Source organism: Paracoccus versutus, from assembly GCF_000763885.1.
GTDB classification, from domain to species: Bacteria; Pseudomonadota; Alphaproteobacteria; order Rhodobacterales; family Rhodobacteraceae; genus Paracoccus; species Paracoccus versutus.
Genome location: NZ_JRKO01000045.1, coordinates 39,479 through 45,631, shown reverse-complemented (window position 1 = coordinate 45,631; position 6,153 = coordinate 39,479). Strand labels below are relative to the sequence as shown.

The window sequence follows — 6,153 nt, the reverse complement described above, 5'->3', positions numbered from 1 at the left end:
GGGTACGATATGCTTTGGGGTGGCGACGGCAATGACACGCTCAACGGCGGGGCCGGCCCTGAAACGCTTTTCGGGCATGCAGGGGGGGGTGTACTTCATGGCGGCGAAAGCCACCACCCGATCCCCGGCGGGGGCCGCGGCCAACCCGGCCGAGCCCGCCGCGGCCCCCGCCCAGCGCGAGGCGCCGGTTCCCGCCCTGGTGCCGGTGCGCCGACAGCGCAGCGGCGGCTACGGCATGGGCTTCGGCCTTGCCGCGATGCTGGCGCTGGGGGCGGTGATCCTCTATGCGCTGGCGCCGCAGATCCCGGCCGAGGAAGGCGGCGGCTGGCTCGCCGACTGGCGCCAGCAGGTCGACCAGGGCCGGCTCTGGCTCCACGACCGCATCCTGAGCCGATAGGGAGCTCGCCGCGCAATCCGAACGGCGCGCCGCCAGGGCCGGCGGCCCACCTTTTTCAGAAATTCTCCAGCAGCCGCCCCAGATAGTCGCGCTCGTCGCGCGGCCGCTCGCGCTCGCCGCTGCGCCGGCGGATCTCGTCCTGCAATTCGCGGGCCTTGCGCGAGGGATCGCCGCCCTCGGCCAAGGGATCGCCCGAGGTGATCGAACCGCCGTCGCCCGACAGCGCCCGGCCCAGCGGATCGGTCTGCGGCTGGCGATCATAGGGCTGCGCCAGCCCGCGCTGCCCGCGCGGATCGCCCGAGGGCCCCTCGGGGCCGTCCTGCTGCCCGCCCTGCTGCGGCTGGCCGTCCTGGCCCTGCTGCTGGTCCTGCGCCATCATGTCGCCCAGCGCCCGCATCCCCTCGCGCATGGACTGGATCGCCTGGGCCTGGCGCTCCATCGCGCCGGCGGCATCGCCCTCGCGCAGCGCCTGCTCGGCATCCTCCATGGCGCGGCCGGCCTCGTCCAGCTGGCGCCGCGCCTCCTCGCCCTGCGGGGTGCCGTGGCCGGGCAGCAAGCCGCGCTGCCGGCCCAGATCCTCGCGCAACTCGCGCTGGCGGTCAGCAAGCTGCTGGCCCTGCTGGTCGCCCTGGCCCTCCTGCCCCTCCTCGCCCGGCTGCCATTGGCCGAACCGGTCCTGCATCTGGCGCATGGCCTCGTCGGCCAGCTTCTGCTGGTCGCGCAGGGTCTCGGCCAGCCGGTTCATCGGCCGCTGGCGGCCGCCCTCGCCGCCCTCGGATTGCGTCACCCGCATGTTCTGCATCATGCGGTTGAACTGCTCCAGCAATTCCTGGGCCTCGGCCATGCGGCCCTCGTTCATCAGGCGCTGGATCTCGTCCATCATCTGCTGGATCTGGTCGCCGGTGATCTGCTGGCGGTTCTGGGGCGAGCGGTCGAAACGCTCGGCCGGATCCTGCCCCTGCTGCTGGGCCAGCATGTCAAGGTAATCGTCGGTGGCCTGCTTCAGCTCGTCCATCAGGCGCTGGATCTCGTCGGGGCTGGCGCCGTTGCGGATCGCCTCGGACAGCCGCTCCTGCGCCTGCTGCATGCGCTCCAGCGCATCGGCCAGCCCGCCATCCTCCAGCGCGACGGCCGCATCCCACAGCAGCTGCGCCAGCTTGTTGCGCGCCTCCTCGCCCAGGTTGCCGGATTCCAGCGTGCCGACGGCACCGCGCAGGCCGTGATACAGCTCCTCCTCCATGAAGCCCTCGGGCTGCCAGCTCGCCGCACGCAGGATCTGGGCGCTGCGGGCGGCATTGTCGCGCGACCACAGCAGGTCGCGCCGCACCTCGATCAGCGCCGCCGCCAGCGGGTCGAAGAAGCGCCGCCCCGGCAGCACCATGCGCATCGGGGCCGAGACGCCCTGCTGCTCGATCCCGTCCTCGACCTTCAGCGAAACCGTCACCGGCAGGTTGGCCCAGGGATGGCGCGCCAGGTCACCCACCAGCCGGCCGCGGATCTGCTTGCGGCTGCCGGTCGCGGGCAGGGGCAGTTCCAGCTCCACCGCCTCGCGCGGTTCGGGATCGAGGGCCAGGCCAAAGCGGCGGTCCACCGCATCCAGGTCCAGCGCGATGACCGCATGGCCCGCCGCGATGCCATTGTCGTCGCTGGCGGTGAATTCCTGCACCAGCCTTCCGTCGGCGCGCCGCTCGGGCGCCTTGCCGGGCGCCACCACCGGCACCGCATCTGGCAGCACGGTCACGTCGAAGCGCCGCCCGGCGACCTCGATCGCCCCGTCGCGCTCGGCCATGAACTCGGGCGCCGCGGGATCGCCGCCCGGAACCGCCACGCCGATATCCTGCGCTATTTCGGCGCCTTCGCCGTAAAGCCGGAAGCTCAGCTTCGAACCCTTGGGCAACTCCAACCCCTGCCCCTCGGGCAGGGCGTTCAGGTAAAGCGTCGGGCGCCGGGTATAGGCGGGGGGCGCGGCCCAGCCCTCCCATGACGGCCCGGCCTCGGCGCCGGGACGCGCCTCGGGCAGGGGCCGGAAGGTCGCGCCCAGGGCGGCAAGGCCCTGCCCCAGCTGCCCCGCCGGCGCAAAGACCAGCGCCATGACCAGCGCCACCATGCCGGCCAGCCGCAAGGCGACCGGATCGCGCCAGCGCAGCCGCGCATCGGGCGCAACCGGACGCGCGGCAGAGGCCACCTGCTCCATCCGCGCCAGATGCGCGCGCCACAGCGCATCCGCGCCGCCGTCCCCGGCCCCCAGGACCAGACGGTCGCGCAGCGCCGAAAGCGGCCGCCCCGGCAGGGTCAGGTCGACCCGCAGCCGCGCCGCCGCGGCCGAGGGCCGCCGGAACCGCCGCACCCCCCAGCCGAAGGCCAGCACCGCGGCCAGGCCCACCAGGCCCATCAGCCAGATCAGCGCCCGCGAGGAAAAAAGATCGGTCGCGCCAAAGGCCAGCGCCGCCAGCACCAGCGCCAAGACCACGCCCAGGGGCCAGAAGGCGGCGGCCAGCGCCTCCCAGCACATGCCGGCGCGGGTCAGCCCGACCGCCCAGCGGATCCGGCGCGGCTCAGCGGGATCCATGGCCCCGCCCCCTCGTTCTTCCGTGGACAAATATCCCACGGGGGTCCGGGGGTGTGAAACCCCCGGCGACCACGCAGCAGGAAGCGATACCTAAAGCCATTCCGGGATGGTATCGCGTCCCAGCATTTCCTCAAGCGTCGGTCGCGCCCGAATGACGGCGAATTGATCGCCGCTGACCAGAACCTCGGGCACCAGCGGCCGGGAATTGTATTCCGAGGCCATCACCGCGCCATAGGCCCCGGCCGAGCGCAGCGCCACCAGGTCGCCCGGACCCAGCACCGGCAGATCGACCGCCTTCTGGAAGGTGTCGCCGGTCTCGCAGACCGGGCCGACCACGTCATGGGGCGCGACCTCGGCCCCCGGCGCCGGCTCGCGCACCGGCACGATGTCGTGATGCGCCGAATACATCGCCGGCCGGATCAGGTCGTTCATCGCCGCGTCGAGGATCAGGAAATCCCGCCCCTCGCCCTGTTTCAGATAGATCACCGAGGACAGCAGGATGCCGGCATTGCCGGCAATGTTGCGCCCCGGCTCGATCTCGATCTCGCAGCCCAGGTCGCCCACGGCATCGCGGATCACCTGGCCGTATTCGATCGGCAAGGGCGGCGCATTGTTGTCGCGCCGGTAGGGAATGCCCAGGCCGCCGCCCATGTCGAGCCGGGTGATCGCATGCCCGTCGGCGCGCAGGGCGCGGGTCAGCTCGGCCATCTTGGCATAGGCCAGCCGATAGGGCTCCAGGTCGGTCAGCTGGCTGCCGATATGCATGTCGATGCCGACCACCTTGATGCCGGGCAGCCGCGCGGCATGGGCATAGACCCCGCGCGCGCGCGCGATGGGGATGCCGAACTTGTTCTCGGACTTGCCGGTGGCGATCTTCTCATGCGTCCTTGCATCGACGTCGGGGTTCACCCGCACGGCGACCGGCGCCTCGACCCCCATCGCGGCGGCCACGCGCGACAGCAGTTCCAGTTCCGGCTCGGATTCGACGTTGAACTGGCGGATGCCGCCTTCCAGCGCCATGCGCATCTCGGGCTCGGTCTTGCCGACGCCGGAGAACACGATCCGCTCGCCCGGCACGCCCGCCGCCTTCGCCCGCGCGTATTCCCCGCCCGAGACGATGTCCATGCCCGCGCCCAGGTCGCCCAGAAGCTTCAGCACGGCGATGTTCGAGTTGGCCTTGACCGCAAAGCAGACCAGGTGATCGGTCCAATCCAGCGCCTGCTGGAACAGCTTGAAATGCCGGGTCAGCGTGGCGGTGGAATAGACATAGACCGGGGTGCCGACCTCGGCCGCGATGCGGGCCAGGGGCACCTCCTCGGCATGAAGCCAGCCGTCGACATAGTTGAAGTGATCCATCAGGTGATCCTGCGAGAGCGGATGAACAGATAAAGCGGCAGCGCAAAGCCGATCCCCAGCGCCAGCGCCGGCAGCGTCAGCAGCGCCGCCCAGTTGCGGCGCAGCATGGTCTCGACCAGGCACCACAGCGCCAGCGTGGCCTGCGCCAGCAGTTCGGACCCGCCGGCGCCCTGCCACAGCGCCTCGCCCCGCCACAGCGCCACGGCCAGGCCGGCCAGCGCAAGCGCCGCCCAGGCCAGCCGCAGGGGCGTCAGCTCAGAGCTGCTTGATGACACCGAAACGCGCCTCGCCGCTGATATGCACGCCGGGTTCGCGGACGGTTTCACGGGCAGGCTCGGGACGGGTCGGCGCACCATCGACCCCACAGGCGGCCAGGGTGGCCAGGATCAGCGCGAAGGCGGCCAAAAGCAGGTGCTGCGTCATGCGGATTTCTCCTCCAGTTTCTGTTTCCAACGGGCGATCTGGGCGCGGACCTGCTGGGGCGCGGTGCCGCCATAGGACATGCGCGAGGCGACCGAGTTATGCACGCCCAGCACGTTATAGACATCCGCGGTGATCGCCGGATGGACCGATTGCATCTGCGCCAGAGTCAACTCCGGCAGGTCGATCCCGGCCTTCTCGGCCAGGGCGACCAGCGCGCCGGTGACGTGATGGGCGTCGCGGAAGGGCAGCCCGGCCTCGCGCACCAGCCAGTCGGCCAGGTCGGTCGCGGTGGAAAACCCCGAGCCCGCCGCCGCCTCCAGCCGCTCGCGGTTGGCCGTCAGGTCCGACAGCATGCCCTCCATCGCGGCCAGCGCCAGCATCAGGTTGTCGGCGGCGTCGAAGACCTGCTCCTTGTCCTCCTGCATGTCCTTGGAATAGGCGAGCGGCAGGCCCTTCATCACCACGAACAGCGCCACCGCCGCCCCAAGGATGCGGCCGATCTTGGCCCGGATCAGCTCGGCCGCGTCGGGGTTCTTCTTCTGCGGCATGATCGACGAGCCGGTCGAGAAGCGGTCCGACATGGTGACGAAGCGGAACTGGGCCGAGGACCAGATCACCAGCTCCTCGGCCAGCCGCGACAGGTGGACGGCACAGATCGCGGCCGAGGACAGGAACTCCAGCGCGAAATCGCGGTCGCTGACCGCATCGAGGCTGTTGGCCATCGGCCGGTCGAAGCCCAGCGCGCGCGCCGTCGCCTCGCGGTCGATGGGAAAGCCGGTGCCGGCCAGGGCGGCGGCGCCGAGGGGCGATTCGTTCATGCGCTTGCGCGCGTCCCGGAAACGCGACAGGTCGCGGCCGAACATCTCGACATAGGCCATCATGTGATGGCCCCAGGTCACCGGCTGCGCGGTCTGCAGATGGGTAAAGCCCGGCATGACCCAATCCGCGCCGCGCTCGGCCTGCGACAGGGCGACGCGGATCAGCGCGTCGAGGCCGGCGATGGCCGCGTCGCATTGGTCGCGCACCCACAGCCGGAAGTCGGTCGCCACCTGGTCGTTGCGGCTTCGCGCCGTGTGCAGCCGCCCCGCCGGCTCGCCGACGATCTCCTTGAGCCGCGATTCCACGTTCATGTGGATGTCTTCCAGCGCGGTGGAAAAGGGAAACTCCCCCACCTCGATCTCTGACAAGACCGTGAGCAGCCCTTCCCCGATCGCCTCGGCATCGCTAGTGCTGATGATGCCTTGTGCCGCAAGCATCGCGGCATGGGCGCGGCTGCCCCGGATGTCCTGGGCATAAAGCCGCCGGTCGAAGCCGATCGAGGCGTTGATCGCCTCCATGATCGCGTCCGGGCCTGCGGCGAAACGTCCGCCCCACATCTGGTTGGCGGTGGTGGGCTGCTCGGTCATGA

General features: G+C 70.8%; 6 protein-coding genes. 1 reads left to right on the top strand and 5 read right to left on the bottom strand.

The features are described 5' to 3' along the window. A partial coding sequence (locus IT40_RS19010; protein ID WP_208855406.1) for a hypothetical protein occupies positions 1–397 on the top strand: 397 nt, incomplete at its 5' end. 55 nt (positions 398–452) lie between these two features. On the opposite strand, the gene IT40_RS19005 is transcribed toward IT40_RS19010, so the two are convergent. From IT40_RS19005 to argH, 5 genes are all read right to left on the bottom strand, one after another. Continuing rightward, positions 453–2,966: a DUF4175 domain-containing protein gene (locus IT40_RS19005; RefSeq protein ID WP_036758398.1), complete on the bottom strand. Its 2,514-nt coding sequence runs from the start codon at positions 2,964–2,966 to the stop codon at positions 453–455. 90 nt (positions 2,967–3,056) lie between these two features. Beyond that, positions 3,057–4,322, bottom strand: a complete 1,266-nt coding sequence (gene lysA / locus IT40_RS19000) for a diaminopimelate decarboxylase (protein ID WP_036758395.1) — start codon at positions 4,320–4,322, stop codon at positions 3,057–3,059. Next, the gene (locus tag IT40_RS18995) at positions 4,322–4,597 is read right to left on the bottom strand and encodes a DUF2834 domain-containing protein (RefSeq protein WP_036758391.1); all 276 of its coding nucleotides are present in this window, start codon (positions 4,595–4,597) and stop codon (positions 4,322–4,324) included. The genes lysA and IT40_RS18995 overlap by 1 nt, the downstream gene beginning before the upstream one ends. Further along, positions 4,578–4,745, bottom strand: coding sequence for a hypothetical protein (locus tag IT40_RS29325; RefSeq protein ID WP_036758388.1), 168 nt, complete (start codon positions 4,743–4,745; stop codon positions 4,578–4,580). Before IT40_RS29325 ends, IT40_RS18995 begins: the two co-directional genes overlap by 20 nt. Further along, entirely contained in the window at positions 4,742–6,151 is a 1,410-nt protein-coding gene (argH, locus tag IT40_RS18985) for an argininosuccinate lyase (RefSeq protein ID WP_036758385.1), read from the bottom strand. Before argH ends, IT40_RS29325 begins: the two co-directional genes overlap by 4 nt. Between the last annotated feature and the right edge of the window lie 2 nt (positions 6,152–6,153).